The sequence below is a fragment of the Pseudomonas sp. PB3P13 genome (assembly GCF_054897735.1).
In genome coordinates, this window is sequence record NZ_CM142702.1 from 2328935 (window position 1) to 2343888 (window position 14954).

13 protein-coding genes are annotated in these 14954 nt (G+C 59.6%); 11 read left to right on the top strand and 2 right to left on the bottom strand.

Annotated elements, in window-relative coordinates; all coding sequences use genetic code 11:
* Positions 1-63: 63 nt before the first annotated feature.
* From ACYZT1_RS10720 to ACYZT1_RS10745, 6 genes are all read left to right on the top strand, one after another.
* A complete protein-coding gene (locus ACYZT1_RS10720; protein WP_462018901.1) occupies positions 64-603 on the top strand; it encodes a TetR/AcrR family transcriptional regulator in 540 nt (179 codons plus the stop codon).
* A gap of 31 nt (positions 604-634) precedes the next feature.
* On the top strand, positions 635-1468 hold the full coding sequence (locus ACYZT1_RS10725) for an alpha/beta fold hydrolase (RefSeq protein WP_462018902.1): 834 nt from the start codon (positions 635-637) through the stop codon (positions 1466-1468).
* Between the two features lie 48 nt (positions 1469-1516).
* Positions 1517-1954 carry an acyl-CoA thioesterase gene (locus ACYZT1_RS10730; protein ID WP_462018903.1) on the top strand — a complete coding sequence of 146 codons (438 nt, stop codon included), beginning with the start codon at positions 1517-1519 and terminating at the stop codon, positions 1952-1954.
* Between the two features lie 69 nt (positions 1955-2023).
* Positions 2024-2983, top strand: coding sequence for a tRNA dihydrouridine synthase (locus tag ACYZT1_RS10735; protein ID WP_462018904.1), 960 nt, complete (start codon positions 2024-2026; stop codon positions 2981-2983).
* Between the two features lie 118 nt (positions 2984-3101).
* Entirely contained in the window at positions 3102-3548 is a 447-nt protein-coding gene (locus ACYZT1_RS10740; RefSeq protein WP_462018905.1) for an Hsp20 family protein, read from the top strand.
* A gap of 105 nt (positions 3549-3653) precedes the next feature.
* Entirely contained in the window at positions 3654-5078 is a 1425-nt protein-coding gene (locus ACYZT1_RS10745) for an IS1182 family transposase (RefSeq protein WP_462015231.1), read from the top strand.
* 166 nt (positions 5079-5244) lie between these two features.
* On the opposite strand, the gene ACYZT1_RS10750 is transcribed toward ACYZT1_RS10745, so the two are convergent.
* Entirely contained in the window at positions 5245-8523 is a 3279-nt protein-coding gene (locus ACYZT1_RS10750; protein WP_462018906.1) for a sensor domain-containing protein, read from the bottom strand.
* A gap of 68 nt (positions 8524-8591) precedes the next feature.
* Positions 8592-9482, bottom strand: coding sequence for a LysR family transcriptional regulator (locus ACYZT1_RS10755; RefSeq protein ID WP_462018907.1), 891 nt, complete (start codon positions 9480-9482; stop codon positions 8592-8594).
* 149 nt (positions 9483-9631) lie between these two features.
* Between ACYZT1_RS10755 and leuC the strand changes: the two genes are divergently transcribed.
* The 5 genes from leuC (at position 9632) to asd (ending at position 14951) form a co-directional block, all read left to right on the top strand.
* Positions 9632-11050, top strand: a complete 1419-nt coding sequence (gene leuC / locus ACYZT1_RS10760; RefSeq protein WP_462018908.1) for a 3-isopropylmalate dehydratase large subunit — start codon at positions 9632-9634, stop codon at positions 11048-11050.
* Positions 11051-11061: 11 nt separating this feature from the next.
* Positions 11062-11706 carry a 3-isopropylmalate dehydratase small subunit gene (gene leuD, locus ACYZT1_RS10765; RefSeq protein ID WP_462018909.1) on the top strand — a complete coding sequence of 215 codons (645 nt, stop codon included), beginning with the start codon at positions 11062-11064 and terminating at the stop codon, positions 11704-11706.
* Positions 11707-11853: 147 nt separating this feature from the next.
* On the top strand, positions 11854-12621 hold the full coding sequence (locus ACYZT1_RS10770; RefSeq protein ID WP_462018910.1) for a class I SAM-dependent methyltransferase: 768 nt from the start codon (positions 11854-11856) through the stop codon (positions 12619-12621).
* Positions 12622-12687: 66 nt separating this feature from the next.
* Positions 12688-13770: a 3-isopropylmalate dehydrogenase gene (gene leuB, locus ACYZT1_RS10775; protein ID WP_462018911.1), complete on the top strand. Its 1083-nt coding sequence runs from the start codon at positions 12688-12690 to the stop codon at positions 13768-13770.
* A gap of 68 nt (positions 13771-13838) precedes the next feature.
* Positions 13839-14951, top strand: a complete 1113-nt coding sequence (gene asd, locus ACYZT1_RS10780; protein ID WP_046026895.1) for an aspartate-semialdehyde dehydrogenase — start codon at positions 13839-13841, stop codon at positions 14949-14951.
* Positions 14952-14954 lie beyond the last annotated feature (3 nt).

Here is a 14954-nt window from a genome sequence, read left to right on the forward strand (position 1 = left end):
AGCCAAGACTTGCGGAAAATTATTATGCGAATAATATTCTAATCGTAATATTCGGAGGCAACGATGAACGATAAAAAAGCTCAAACCCGCGAACGCATTCTCAGGGCTGCCAGCGCGGCGTTGATCCAGCGCGGTCCGGCTGAGCCAAGCGTCGGCGAAGTGATGGGTGCGGCCGGCCTGACGGTCGGCGGATTCTACGCACACTTCGAAAGCAAGGACGCGATGATGCTGGAGGCGTTCAAGCAGTTGCTTGGCCACCGCCGTGGCTTGATCGCCGACATGGACGAGCAACTGACCGGTGAAGAGCGCCGCGCCTTGGTCGCCGCGTTTTACCTGTCGCGCAAACACCGCGATTCCTCTGAGTCGGCGTGCCCGATCCCCGCATCCGTGGGTGAGCTGGGACGTCTGCCGGAGGCGTTTCGGGTGGCGTTGAATGAGCACGTTGAATTGATGGTCGCGCAGTTGGCGGCCAGCCCGGAAGACACCGAAAAAGCTTTGGCCGACATGGCGTTGATGGTGGGCGGTTTGGCGTTGGCCCGCGCGTTGGGGCCGGGTGAGTTATCTGATCGATTGCTGCGCGCCGCCAAATCGGCGGTGCTATGACCTGAAGGCTGCGGCCTGAGGAGTGAGGGCGATGGGCACGTTAAAATGGGTTCGTGGCGTTAATGGCACCTTGGGCTGGTTCGCACCGAAACTGGTTGCGAGCAAAATGCGATTGGCATTCATGACTCCCCGGGACTTGCCGCCCCGCGATTGGGAGTTGCCATTGCTGGCCAGATCCGAACGCATCACCTTGCGCTTCGGCCTGTCGGCCTTGCGCTGGGGGCAAGGCCCCGCAGTGCTGCTGATGCACGGGTGGGAAGGGCGGCCGACGCAGTTTGCCAGCCTGATCACCGCACTGGTCGACGCCGGCTATACCGTGGTCGCGCTGGACGGTCCGGCGCACGGTCGCTCACCCGGGCGCGAAGCCAACGTCGTGCTGTTTGCCCGGGCCATGCTCGAAGCGGCCGCCGAATTGCCACCGCTGCAGGCGGTGATCGGTCACTCCATGGGCGGCGCCAGTGCCATGCTCGCCGTGCAACTGGGCTTGCGCACCGAGACGCTGGTGACCATCGCCGCACCGGCGCGGATTCTCGGCGTGTTGCGCGGTTTTGCACGTTACGTGCGGTTGCCCCCGAAAGCGCGTTCGGCGTTCATTCGCCAGGTCGAGAGCGACGTCGGCATGCGCGCCGCCACGCTGGATGTCGCGCATTATCAACTCGACATGCCCGGGCTGATCGTTCATGCCGAAGACGACAACCTCGTCGGGGTCAAAGAGTCGCAGCTGATTCATGAGGCCTGGTTCGACAGCCGTTTGCTGCGCCTGGAAGAGGGCGGTCATCAGCGCATCCTGGCAGACCCTCGGGTGATTGATGGTGTGTTATCACTGCTGTCGGGGCGCAGCCTGCAATCGCGCCAATCCGCCTGAGCATCCGCTACACTGCCTCGGTCGTAATAATCTGACCGGGAGTGGGGCATGGGCTGGGATCGGGCAACGCCTTTTATCATTGATCTGGAAGTGGCTGCCGAAGACATCGACGGGCTGGGTCACGCCAACAACGCGGTGTACGTGACCTGGCTCGAGCGCTGCGCCTGGCGGCACTCGCAGCGGCTCGGTCTTGACCTCGTCGAATACCGCCGACTGGATCGGGCGATGGCCGTCGTGCGTCATGAGATCGATTATCTGGCGGCGGCCTATGAGGGCGACGAGCTGCAGTTGGCCACCTGGATCGTCGACTGGGACCAGCGCTTGAAAATGACCCGCCACTTCCAGCTCAAACGCCCGTGCGACAACACCACGCTGTTGCGCGCGAAAACCACGTTTGTCTGCATCGAGCTGTCATCGGGCAAACCCAGGCGCATGCCGACAGAATTCATCGAAGGCTACGGCCCGGCGTTGCAAGTTCCTGCCTGACAGGCGCTTACCTTTTAGCAGCTGAAAACCAGTAAACTGCCGCACGTTTTTCATCGAGTGTGTTTTTTCATGCAAATTGCTTTGGCGCCCATGGAGGGGTTGGTCGACAACATCCTGCGCGACGTGCTGACTCGCGTCGGTGGCATCGATTGGTGCGTGACCGAGTTCATCCGCATCAACGATCAACTGCTCACGCCGGCCTACTTCCACAAGTTCGGTCCTGAGTTGCTGACCGGTGCCCGCACCGCGTCGGGCGTGCCATTGCGCGTCCAGTTGCTCGGGTCCGACCCGGCTTGCCTCGCGGAAAACGCGGCCCTGGCTTGCGAACTCGGCTCTGAAGTCATCGACCTTAATTTCGGTTGCCCGGCGAAAACGGTCAACAAGTCCCGCGGCGGCGCGGTGTTACTCAAGGAGCCTGAGCTGCTCAACCAGATTGTCGAGCACGTACGCCGTGCCGTGCCCGCGCACATCCCCGTCACCGCCAAAATGCGTCTGGGTTTCGACAGTCCCGACGGCGCGCTGGTTTGCGCGACTGCGCTGGCCGAAGGAGGCGCGGCGCACATCGTGGTGCATGCGCGGACCAAAATGGACGGCTACAAACCGCCGGCGCATTGGGAATGGATACCCAGGGTGCAGGAAGTGGTCAAAGTGCCGGTGTTCGCCAATGGCGATATATGGAGTGTGGAAGACTGGCGCCGCTGCCGCGAAATCAGCGGCGTCGAAGACATCATGCTCGGTCGCGGGCTGGTGTCGCGCCCGGACCTGGCTCGACAAATCGCTGCGGCGAGAGCCGGTGAGGAAGTCGTCGAGATGACCTGGGCCGAATTGTTGCCACTGCTCCAGGACTTCTGGCTGCAAGCCAAGGCCCAGATGACCGCGCGTCAGTCGCCGGGTCGCTTGAAGCAATGGCTGGCCATGCTGACGCGCAATTACCCCGAAGCCGTAGAGCTTTTCACTGTCCTGCGACGCGAAACCGAGCTGGACCAGGTCTCGCGTTTGCTGGGTTTGCCAGTGGCCGAAGCGGCCTGAAAAAAATCTTCAAATAATGGCTTGAAATCAAATCAGCGGTCCCTATTTAGGGATTACGCGATGCCGAATTCGGGTCGCGGAAAAAAAACTTGCTGATTGTTTTCAGGAGATTTGAATCATGACGACTGCATTTTCCATGGCCCCGCTGTTCCGTTCCTCGGTAGGTTTCGACCGTTTCAACGATCTGTTCGAAACCGCCCTGCGCAATGAGCCAGGCAGCACTTACCCACCTTACAACGTTGAAAAACACGGCGACGACCAATACCGCATTGTCGTAGCGGCCGCTGGATTTCAGGACGAAGACCTGGAGTTGCAGGTGGAAAAAGGTGTGCTGACCATCAGCGGCGGCAAACGCGATACCACCGACGGCGTGACCTTCCTGCATCAAGGCATCGCGCAACGAGCATTCAAACTGTCGTTCCGTCTGGCGGACCATATCGAAATCAAGACCGCCGACCTGCGCAACGGTTTGCTGAGCATCGATCTGCTGCGAGTGATTCCGGAAGAGGCAAAGGCAAAGCGCATTCCGATCAACGGGATGGAAAAACCTGCTTTGCAGCACTGAGTGTGAGCAGGAAAAAAGGGCGCCATTGCAGGCTGTGTGAAAACCTAGCAATCTGCCGCCGGGTTTAAGAAAATGCCCGTATCGCAAGATACGGGCATTTTTCTTATGCGCTACATCCAAGGTGAAGATCGTACGCAGGGCACTCTGTTTCCAGTCTCACTGGACGAACTCATTCCCGAAGACCATCTGGTTCGGGTGATCGAGGCGTACATTTCTCTGCTGGACCTTGAGCAACTCGGGTTCGACAAAGCTGCTCCCAAAGCAACCGGGCGCCCTTCGTACCATCCCGGCGACCTGCTTAAACTCTATCTTTACGGCTATTTCCAACAAATTCGATCCTCCAGGCGGCTGGAAGCGGAGTGTCAGCGCAACGTCGAGGTCATGTGGATGTTGGGCCGATTAGCTCCGGACTTTAAAACCATCGCCGACTTCCGGCGCGACAACAGCGCAGCTTTTGTCGCGACATGCCGTGCGTTTGTTCGATTTTGTCGGGGAGCCGGCCTGATTGCTGGCGAGTTGGTGGCCATCGATGGCAGCAAGTTCCAGGCCGTGGCTTCGAACCGAAAACAGATCACCCCTAAAAAGCTCCAACAGCGCGAGGCAAAGCTCGACAAGCGTATTGCGCACTATCTGGCTCAGCTTGATGAAGCTGATCGCGGCGAGCACAAAGAAGCTATTGATCGTTCTGCTGTGCAGACGGCGCTTGAGAAACTGAAGATAAAAAAGGCCAATAACCAGACCTGCCAAGTGCTGATGCAAGCTCAAGGTCTGGTGCAGCATGTGGTGGGTGAGTCCGACGCGCAAAAAATGCGCACCCCTTCAGGCTCGCGTATTTCCTATAACGTTCAAAGTGCGGTTGACGCAAAACACTGCCTGATCGTGCACCATGAAGTGACTCAGGAAGGAACCGATAACCGCCAACTGGAGCCGATGGCCAAGGCTACCCAAGAGGCGCTGGAGCAGGCCAAACTCAGTGTCGTTGCTGATGCGGGTTACTCCAACGGCAGTCAATTCCAGGCATGTGAAGACGCTGGCATCACTCCCTATGTCCCGCCAAACCGAGCCGTTAATACCAAGGGTGATGAAGAGCAAAACTTTGATCGCACACTCTTCCATTACCACGAAGAAAGTGACAACTATCAATGCCCAAACGGCAAGATACTCACGCTTAAAGCCCTCAACAAAGGAGACCGGGTCTATCACGCCGCCGTCGACGACTGCACTGTTTGTCCGCTGAAAAACCGATGTACCAAGGCCGAACGCCGATACGTCACGCGTCATGCCCACGAAGCCGCATTTGAACGAATGGAACGGCGCATGAAAGCCAATCGAGACATGATGAGCCAGCGGCGATCTATCGTTGAGCATCCGTTTGGGAACCTGAAGCAATGGTCTATGGGCAACGCCAGGTTTTTACTGCGTCAACTGAAAGGCGCTCGAACGGAAATGGCGCTTGCGATACAAACGTACAACCTGAAAAGAGCCATAAACGTGCTGGGTGTGCGGCGAATGATGGAATTGATGGGCTGAAAAGCCCTTTTTGCTTTTCAAAACCGGAAAAGCAAATGCCCCGACAAGTCGGGGCATTTGCTTTTGACCGGCACAGGCTGCGTTTTCACACAGCCTGCATTGGCGCCCTTTTTTATTGGCTGAAGTCGCTCTACGGGTAGGCGGGACGATGACGAGTTTCAGCGGATTATCGGAGCAGCTTCTGCAAACCCTCCACCGGCACCGGCGCGCTGTGCAGATAACCCTGATAGTAATGACACCCCAGCCTTTGCAGAAACTCCAGTTGCTCCGCCGTTTCCACGCCTTCTGCGATTATTTTCAGGCCCAGGCTGCGGGCCATGGCGACGATCGCGCGGATGATTTCAGCATCGTTGGGGTCGGTGGTGGCGTCGCGGATAAACGACTGATCGATTTTCAGGGTGTCCACCGGCAGGCGCTTGAGGTAAGTCAGCGAGGAATAACCAGTGCCGAAATCATCCATGGCGAAGCTGACGCCAAGCTTTTTCAGGCGGCGCATTTTACCGATGGTGTCGTCCAGGTTCTGAATGACGATGCCTTCAGTGATTTCCAGATTCAGTAACGAGTAGGGCAGGCCGTGGCTGCTGAGGCTGTGATCGATGCGTTCGACGAAATCGTTCTGGCGAAACTGCCGTGGGCTGATGTTCACGCACAGACTGAAATCCAGCGGATCTATCAGGTCCTGTTCGATCAAGTATTTGAAGGCATTGCAGGCTTCATCGACGATCCAGGTGCCGACTTCCAGAATCAGCCCGCTGTCTTCAAGCACCTTGATGAATTCGTGAGGCGATTGCGCGCCGAGTTCCGGGTGATTCCAGCGCAGCAGCGCTTCGGCACCGACGATACGGCCGTCGCGCGCGTCAACCTGGGGCTGGTAATACACGCGCAATTCACCCCGGGACAGGGCCAGGCGCAAGTCGGTTTCCATGCGCAGGCGTTCGCTCGCGGCTTTCTGCATGGTGTTGTGGTACATCTGCGCAGTGTTGCGGCCCGAGTCCTTGGCGCGATACAGCGCGATGTCCGCGCGCTTGAGCAGATCGATCGGGGTCGAGCCGTGGTCGGGAATCAGTGCGATGCCGATACTCGGCGTGACTTGCAGGCGTTGGCCATCCAGAAACATCGGTTCCGAGAGCAGTTCGCGCAGGGTATCGGCCAGTTCCATAACCTGATCGCTGACTTCGTTTAGCGGTCCTTCCAGGCCACTGAGCAGCACCACGAATTCGTCGCCGCCGAGCCGCGCTACGGTGTCTTCCATGCGCACGCTCGCTTCAAGGCGGGCGGTGATGATTTTCAACACCGTATCGCCCACCGGGTGTCCCAGTGAGTCATTGATGTGCTTGAAGTGGTCCAGATCGAGGAACATCAGCGCGCCGCGCAGATTGTGTCGCTTGAGCAGCGCGATTTGCTGGCTCAAGCGATCCATCAACAGCGCGCGGTTGGGCAGGTTGGTCAACGGATCGTGATAAGCCAGATGGCGAATTTGCGCCTCGGCATTTTTCAGCAGGCTGACGTCTCGTGCGGTCAACAGCAGACAGGCGGTTTCATTCAGTGTGATCGGCTCCACCGACACTTCGACTGTCAGCAGGTCGCCGCGCTTGTTATGCGCGAGCATCTCCTGATGGTGCACCCGGCCCTTGAGCTGCAGCTCGGCCAACAGCGCCGAACGTTGTTTTTCATCGGCCCAGATGCCCACCTGATGCACCGTGCGCCCCAACACTTCATCTGCGCGGTAGCCTGTCAGGCGGCAGAAGCCGTCGTTGACCTCCAGATAGCGCCCGCTGTCGCGTTCGGTAATAGTGATGGCGTCGGGACTTGAGTGGAAGGCTTTGGCGAATTTCTCTTCGCTGGCCTTGAGCGCCGCTTCGGAGCGCTGCTGCTGGGTGATGTCGCGCAGGGTTGTGACTATGCACGGCTGATCGCCGACGCTGATTTGCCGGCTGGAAATCACGCACGTCAACACTTGGCCATCCTTGTGCTGAACGTGGATGGCGACATTGTTCAGGCCTTGTTCGCGGATGACCTGTTCGATCCGCCGCAGGCTTTTCGTCGACCCGTCCCACAGGCCGATTTCGTCGGCGCTGTGACCCATCACCTCGGCGGTGCTCCAGCCGAAGGTCTGCGAAAAACTCGAATTGATCTCGATGAACTGGCCGGTGTCCTGGCGCGTCACGCAGATCGGGTCGGGGCTGACCTGAAACAGCGTGGCGAATTTCTCTTCGGAGGCGACCAGTTTTTGCTCGCGCTCCACTTGATCGGTGATGTCCAGCAACGTGCCAGCCATGCGCAAGGGTGCGCCGTTGTCGTCGCGATAAAGGCGGGCGCGGCTTTCCAGATAGCGCGAACTGCCGTCGGGCAGCTGCACGCGGTAAGTCAGTTGGTAATTGCCGGCCGGCCCCTCGCGCAGGCTGCGATAAGCGTCGCGCATGGTGTCGCGTTCCTCGCCGGGAACGCCCTCGAAAAACTCCTCGAACGATTCATGAAAAGGCATGGCTTCGAGGCCGTGCAACTGCGCGGCCCGCGCCGAGCCGTAGAGCATGCCGCTGGGAATGTGCCAGTCCCAGGTGCCCAGCTGCGCGGAATCGAGCGCCAGGTCGAGGCGCTCCTGGCTGTCCTTGAGCGCATGTTCGGCGACCTTGCGTTCAGAGGTGTCGAGAAACGTGCTGAGCAAGTATGGCTGGCCTTCGAGCTCGACTTTCTGCGCGCTGAGAATGCCATCGTGGATCTGCCCGTTACTGGCACGGAGCTGCACTTCCATGCTGGTCAATTCACCTTTGGCCTTGGTGGCGATGACCAGCGCCGCCCGTTGCTCCGGGTGCACCCACAAACCCAGTTCGACCGTGGTGCGACCAATCGCATCCTGCACCGGCCAGCCGAACAGACTTTCGAAATACTGATTGGCCTCGGTGATCAGGCCGTCTTCCTGCCGCGTCAGCAAGACCATGTTCGGGCACAGATGAAACAGTGTTGCGAAGCGTTTTTCCGAGCTGCTCAGCGCCTGTTCGCGCTGGCGCTGATGAGTGATTTCGCGGATCACGCCGATCATGCGCGGGCGCCCGTTTCTGTCTGGCAGCAAGCTGCCGCTGACCTCCAGCCAGTGCAGGCTGCCGTCGGGCCAGCGGATACGGTGATGCATCGCCTGTTCCAGTGGCGCGCCGGCAATCACTGCGTGAAAGGCGCGCACGGTTTTCGCGCGGTCTTCGGGCGGCAGCAGGTCGAGGTATTCCAGGTCCTTGGGCAACGGTTGTCGGGGATCGAAGCCGAACAACGCCTGCGTGCCGCGCGACCAACTGATCTGACCGCGCTCGATGTCCCAATACCATGCACCCAAACGCGCGCCGTTGAGGGCGGCCAGTAATTGCGGGGCACTTTCCCAGCTCTGTTCGGATTGTCGCGGGTCGATGACCTGGATGCGGGGCATCGGCGGCACACGGTCAAACGATTTCGGCATTGGCTACGAGCCTTGAACTGATTAAGGCGTTAGTGACCGGGAATCTGGCTCTACAGGAGTCGCACAACTCAGCCTTGAGTCCCTGGCAGATCGATTTGCGCGTCCAGCAAAGCCATAAAGGCTTTCGCGGCGTTCGACAGCGTCCGTTCGGTGTGCACGATATAGCCTAGCTGGCGAGTGAGCTGTATGCCCGGCAATGGGATGCTTGCGACCTGGTCATCGAGCATTGTGCGGGGCAGCACGCTCCAGGCCAGGCCGATGGAGACCATCATCTTTATGGTTTCCAGATAATTGGTGCTCATGGCGATATTCGGGGTCAGCCCTTGTGCCTCGAACAGGCGCTGGACGATATGGTGGGTAAAGGTATTGCCGCCCGGGAAAACGGCCGGATGCAAAGCGATATCGGCCAGACTGACCGCGCCATTGCTGATCAACGAATGTTCAGGGGCGACCACGAAATCCAGCGGGTCGTCCCACACCGGCGTCGCCTTGACCAAGGTGTGCGGCTCGGGCGCCAGGGTGATCACCGCCAGTTCCGCGCGGCCGTGCAGGATTTCCTCGTAGGCCACTTCCGAATCAAGGAACTGAATATCCAGCGCAACCTGTGGGTATTGGCGAGTAAACGCGCGCAACACCGGTGGCAAGCGATGCAAGCCGATGTGGTGACTGGTCGCCAGCGTCAGACGGCCGCTCACCTCGCCAGTCAGATTGGTCAGCGCGCGCCGTGTATCGTCCAGCACATTCAGAATCTGGTAAGCCCGGGGCAGCAAGGCGCGTCCGGCCTCGGTCAGGCCAACTTCCCGGCCCAATCGATCAAACAGTCGTACTTTCAATTGCTGCTCAAGCCCGGCAATACGCTTGCTGATGGCCGGCTGTGTCAGGTGCAGCCGTTCGCCTGCGCCGGAGAAGCTGCCGGTCTCGGCGATGGCAATAAAGGCATTGAGGTTGGCGAGGTCCATTTGCAGTATTCCAGTTGGTTATCCAAAGCATAAAAAATATGAATTTGAGTTATTTAATGTAACCCCCTAGGATCGACCTCACAAGCCAAAGGGTTATTGAGTTTCTCGAAGCCCGGGGCATAGAAATACGCTGATGAGGAAAACGTCTGATGGCCGGCAAAACGCTCTACGACAAGCTCTGGGATTCGCATTTGGTCAAACAGCGCGACGATGGCTCTGCGCTGATCTATATCGATCGTCACATCATCCACGAAGTGACCTCGCCGCAAGCCTTCGAAGGCCTGCGTCTGGCCGGTCGCAAGCCCTGGCGCATCGATGCCAACATCGCCACCCCCGACCACAACGTACCGACTACTCCGGAGCGCAAGGGCGGCATCGAAGCCATTGCCGACCAGGTCTCGCGTTTGCAGGTTCAGACCCTCGATGACAACTGCGATGAATACGGCATCGTCGAATTCAAAATGAATGACGTGCGTCAGGGCATCGTCCATGTCATCGGCCCGGAGCAGGGCGCGACCTTGCCTGGCATGACCGTGGTGTGCGGCGATTCGCACACCTCGACTCACGGCGCATTCGGCGCGTTGGCCCACGGCATTGGCACTTCCGAGGTCGAACATGTGCTCGCCACGCAGTGCCTGGTCGCCAAAAAAATGAAAAATATGCTGGTCTCGGTCGAAGGCCGGTTGCCGTTCGGCGTGACGGCCAAGGACATCGTCCTGGCGGTGATCGGCAAGATCGGCACGGCCGGCGGTAATGGCCACGCGATCGAATTCGCCGGCAGCGCGATTCGCGACCTGTCCGTCGAAGGGCGTATGACCATCTGCAACATGTCCATCGAGGCGGGCGCACGCGTCGGCCTGGTTGCTGCCGATGAAAAAACCGTGGCCTACGTGAAGGGCCGGCCCTTTGCCCCGAAAGGCGCAGAATGGGACCTGGCAGTCGAAGCGTGGAAAGACCTGGTGTCCGACGCCGATGCGGTGTTCGACACCGTGGTCGAACTCGACGCTACCCGGATCAAACCGCAAGTCAGCTGGGGCACGTCGCCGGAGATGGTCCTTGCCGTTGATCAAAACGTGCCGGACCCGGCGCAGGAAGCCGATCTGGTCAAGCGTGGCTCGATCGAGCGCGCCCTGAAATACATGGGCCTGACCGCCAATCAGGCGATCACCGACATTCAGCTGGACCGTGTTTTCATCGGTTCCTGCACCAATTCGCGGATCGAGGATTTGCGCGCAGCAGCTGTCATCGCCAAGGGTCGCAAGGTGGCTTCGACCATCAAGCAGGCGATCGTGGTGCCGGGTTCGGGTCTGGTCAAAGCCCAAGCGGAATCGGAAGGCCTCGACAAGATTTTCCTCGAGGCCGGTTTTGAATGGCGCGAGCCGGGGTGCTCGATGTGTCTGGCGATGAACCCGGACCGCCTGGAGTCGGGCGAGCACTGCGCCTCGACCTCCAACCGTAACTTCGAAGGCCGTCAGGGCGCCGGTGGTCGAACCCACCTCGTGAGCCCGGCCATGGCCGCCGCCGCCGCGGTAAATGGTCGTTTTGTCGACGTCCGTGAATTGATCTGAAGGAGCGCAGCATGAGAGCTTTTACCCAGCACACTGGACTTGTCGCGCCTCTGGATCGTGCCAACGTCGACACCGACCAGATCATCCCGAAGCAGTTTTTGAAATCGATCAAGCGCACAGGCTTTGGCCCTAACCTGTTCGATGAATGGCGTTATCTGGATGTCGGCCAGCCGTATCAGGACAACTCCAAGCGCCCGTTGAACAAGGACTTCGTCCTCAACGCCGAGCGTTATCAGGGGGCCAGCGTGTTGCTGGCCCGGGAAAATTTCGGCTGCGGCTCCAGCCGTGAGCACGCGCCGTGGGCCCTGGAAGAATACGGTTTTCGCAGCATCATCGCGCCGAGCTATGCCGACATCTTCTTCAATAACAGCTTCAAGAACGGCTTGTTGCCGATCATCCTGAACGACGCTGAAGTGGATGAATTGTTCAAGCAGGTCGAGGCGAATCCGGGTTATCAACTGCAGGTGGATCTGCAAGCCCAGACCGTGACCCGTCCGGATGGCAAGGTGTTGGGCTTTGAGATCGATGCGTTCCGCAAGCATTGCCTGCTCAACGGTCTGGACGATATTGGCCTGACCTTGCAGGACCACGAGGCAATTGCGACGTTTGAAGGCAAGCATCGGGCCAGTCAGCCTTGGTTGTTTCGTGATGCGTAGTTCCCGATAGTCCGTACCGGCCCGATCGCGAGCAAGCTCGCTCCCGCATTGGATGTGCAGGGTTCACGAAACCCCTGTGGGAGCGAGCTTGCTCGCGATGACGGTGGCCCAGGCAGCACAAGACTCACACACAAAAGGAATTTCCCCATGACCCGCACCGCCCGGCACACCCAGGTCGTCCAAAAGCAATTCGGTGAACAGGCCGCCGCGTACCTGAGCAGCGCCGTTCACGCTCAGGGCACCGAATTCGCACTGCTACAGGCCGAGCTGGCCGGGCAGGGTGATGCCCGTGTACTGGACCTGGGTTGCGGTGCCGGCCACGTGAGTTTTCATGTCGCCCCGCTGGTCAGGGAAGTGGTGGCTTACGACTTGTCGCAACAAATGCTCGATGTGGTCGCAGCCGCGGCAATTGATCGTGATCTGGGGAACATCAGCACCGTTCACGGTGCCGCCGAGCGCCTGCCGTTTGCCGAGGGTGAATTCGACTTCGTCTTCAGCCGCTATTCGGCGCACCATTGGAGCGACCTTGGTTTGGCCCTGCGCGAAGTTCGCCGGGTGCTGAAACCCGGTGGCGTGGCGGCATTCATCGACGTGTTGTCACCGGGCAGTCCGCTGTTCGACACCTATTTGCAAAGCGTCGAAGTGCTGCGCGACACCAGCCATGTGCGCGATTATTCCGCCGGAGAGTGGTTGCGTCAGGTCAGCGAAGCGGGGCTTCACACTCGCAGTACATCGCGTCAACGCTTGCGTCTGGAGTACAACTCGTGGGTTGAGCGCATGCGCACGCCACAGGTGATGCGCGCGGCCATTCGCGAGCTGCAGCAGTCAATGGGCAATGAGGTGCGCGACTATTTCGAGATCGAGGCGGATGGCTCGTTCAGCACGGATGTGCTGGTGTTATGGGCTGAAAAATAAGCGCTGCGACATTTGAATTTTTCCGGGCGCGCTCACGGGCGCGCCGACTGATGACATGAGGAAAGCATGAGCAAGCAGATTCTGATTCTCCCAGGCGACGGTATTGGTCCGGAAATCATGGCCGAGGCGGTCAAGGTGCTGGAACTGGCAAACGACAAGTACAGCCTGGACTTCGAATTGAGCCACGACGTGATTGGCGGCGCCGCGATCGACAAGCACGGCGTACCGTTGGCCGACGAAACCCTCGATCGTGCTCGCGCTGCCGACGCCGTGCTGCTGGGCGCTGTTGGCGGTCCGAAATGGGACACCATCGAACGCGACATTCGCCCGGAGCGCGGCCTGCTGAAGATTCGTGCGCAACTGGGCCTGTTCGGCAATCTGCGTCCCGCGATTCTTTATCCGCAACTGGCCGAAGCGTCGAGCCTGAAACCGGAAATTGTCGCGGGCCTGGACATCCTGATCGTCCGTGAACTGACCGGCGGCATCTACTTCGGCGCACCGCGCGGCACCCGCACGCTGGAAAACGGCGAGCGCCAGGCGTACGACACGCTGCCGTACAGTGAAAGTGAAATCCGTCGCATCGCCCGTGTCGGCTTCGACATGGCCCGCGTGCGTGGCAGGAAAGTCTGCTCGGTGGACAAGGCCAACGTACTGGCCTCCAGTCAGCTGTGGCGCGAAATCGTCGAGCAGGTGGCCAAGGATTACCCGGACGTCGAACTCAGCCACATGTACGTCGATAACGCCGCGATGCAACTGGTGCGTGCGCCGAAGCAGTTCGACGTGATCGTCACCGACAACCTGTTCGGCGACATCCTGTCCGATCAGGCGTCGATGCTCACCGGTTCCATCGGTATGCTGCCGTCGGCCTCTCTGGACGCCAACAACAAGGGCATGTACGAGCCGTGCCACGGTTCCGCGCCGGACATCGCCGGCCAGGGCATTGCCAACCCGCTGGCGACCATTTTGTCGGTGTCGATGATGTTGCGTTACAGCTTCAATCAGCAGGATGCGGCGGACGCCATCGAGAAAGCCGTGAGCCTGGTGCTGGATCAGGGGCTGCGCACCGGTGATATCTGGTCGGCCGGTTGCACCAAAGTCGGTACGCAGGAAATGGGCGACGCAGTAGTCGCCGCGCTGCGGAATCTGTAATCTCTCGGGCCCGCTGCCACTTTCAACTCTGAAAGCAGCGGCCCACTTTTCAAGAAGGTGTAGTTGCGATGAAACGTGTAGGTCTGATCGGTTGGCGCGGTATGGTCGGTTCCGTGCTCATGCAGCGGATGCTGGAAGAGCAGGATTTCGATCTCATCGAGCCGGTGTTTTTCACCACTTCCAATGTCGGTGGCCAAGGCCCGTCCGTGGGCAAGGACATTGCTCCGCTCAAGGACGCTTACAGCATTGAAGAGCTGAAAACCCTCGACGTGATTCTGACCTGTCAGGGCGGCGACTACACCAGCGAAGTGTTCCCGAAACTGCGTGAAGCCGGCTGGCAGGGTTACTGGATCGACGCTGCGTCGAGCCTGCGCATGCAGGATGATGCAGTCATCGTCCTCGACCCGGTGAACCGCAAGGTCATTGATCAGCAACTCGATGCCGGCACCAAAAACTACATCGGCGGCAATTGCACCGTCAGCCTGATGCTGATGGGGCTGGGCGGGCTGTTCGAAGCCGGTCTGGTCGAGTGGATGAGCGCCATGACTTATCAGGCGGCTTCCGGCGCCGGCGCGCAGAACATGCGTGAACTGATCAAGCAGATGGGCGCCACCCACGCCGCCGTCGCCGATCAACTGGCTGATCCGGCCAGCGCCATCCTCGACATCGACCGACGTGTGGCCGAGGCCATGCGCAGCGACGCGTACCCGACGGAAAACTTCGGCGTACCGTTGGCCGGTAGCCTGATCCCGTGGATCGACAAGGAATTGCCGAACGGCCAGAGCCGCGAGGAGTGGAAAGCCCAGGCTGAAACCAACAAGATCCTGGGTCGCTTCAAGAGCCCGATTCCGGTTGACGGCATCTGCGTGCGCATCGGCGCCATGCGTTGCCATAGCCAGGCGCTGACCATCAAGCTGAACAAAGACGTACCGATTGCCGACATCGAAGGGCTGATCAGCCAGCACAACCCTTGGGTAAAACTGGTGCCGAACAACCGCGATATCAGCATGCAGGAGCTGAGCCCGACCAAGGTTACCGGCACCCTGAATGTGCCGGTAGGCCGACTGCGCAAGCTCAACATGGGGTCGCAGTTCGTCGGCGCATTCACCGTCGGCGACCAGCTGCTGTGGGGCGCCGCTGAACCGCTGCGTCGCATGTTGCGGATTCTGCTTGAGCGTTGATTG